Source organism: Microtetraspora sp. AC03309 (assembly GCF_020826795.1).
Lineage (GTDB): Bacteria > Actinomycetota > Actinomycetes > Streptosporangiales > Streptosporangiaceae > Microtetraspora > Microtetraspora glauca.
On the sequence record NZ_JADDIL010000248.1, the window covers coordinates 1 to 920 of the forward strand.

The following is a 920-nucleotide window of genomic DNA, read 5'->3' on the forward strand; positions in this document are numbered from 1 at the left end:
GGTTGAGCAAGCCGCCGGGGCGGGCTCGGGGTTTTCCTGGAAGGGGAGTGTCATGTCGGGACGTTTCGATGAGTGCTTGGATGGGCCGGTCGGCTGCGTGGGTGAGGTCGATGAGTACCTGGCGCTGAGCGGTAGTGGTGAGCGGTATCCGCGCTGCGAGGGGCATCAGGCGGCGTATGTGGAGCGTATGCAGCCGCAGATCGATGCGATCAATCGGCGGTATCCGGTGATGGCGCCGGCTGATTTCGATCCGACGTACTGCGGTGAAGTGTGGTCTGAAGAGGACTACTGAGCGACGGGGCGCCGGCTGAAATATTGGCCGGCGCCCCTCTCTGCTTTTTCCACACCACCACCCCACCCCGCACAGGGGTGGGGTGGTGGTGTGTTCATGTGTTGCGCGGCAACGTGTTTGTACGAGTGTCGGCGCGTCATCGACGCCGTGGTTGTCGGTGGCTCTCGATAGTATGGGTGTTGTTAGGGCAGGCCAGTGGGGCAGGCCCAACAAATCCCGAAAGGGGAGTGTCATGGACAAGATTCGTGCGTTGGGTGAGATTGTTCGCAACGTTGTGGCGGTATTGGGGTTTGCCCCGGTGGAATCGTTGATTTTGGTGCTGGTGCGCGACGGTGCGCTGGATACCGTGATGCGCGCGGACCTGCGCGATGCGACGGGTGCTGGTGGTGCGGTCCGGCTGGCTGAACTTGTGGCCCACCAGGATGCCGATGGCGCGGTGGCGGTCATTGTGTCCGAGGAAGCGGCAACGTGTCCGCCGTGTGGTGAGCACTTGCGCGCCCTGATCGGTGATGTGGCTTCGGAGCTGGAAAAGCGCGGATACCAGTTGTTCGAGGCGGTGATCGTTGACCGGATCGCGGCCGGTGGTCGCTGGTCGTGCGTCGATGACAGCGCCATCGGTGGTGTGGTC

2 protein-coding genes are annotated in these 920 nt (G+C 63.0%); both read left to right on the forward strand.

Annotation, left to right across the window (positions count from 1 at the left end):
- Window positions 1-292: hypothetical protein (locus IMZ11_RS42605; RefSeq protein ID WP_228649277.1), on the forward strand; the 292-nt coding region annotated here is incomplete at its 5' end.
- Window positions 293-524: 232 nt separating this feature from the next.
- Window positions 525-920: DUF4192 family protein (locus IMZ11_RS42610; protein ID WP_228649279.1), on the forward strand; the 396-nt coding region annotated here is incomplete at its 3' end.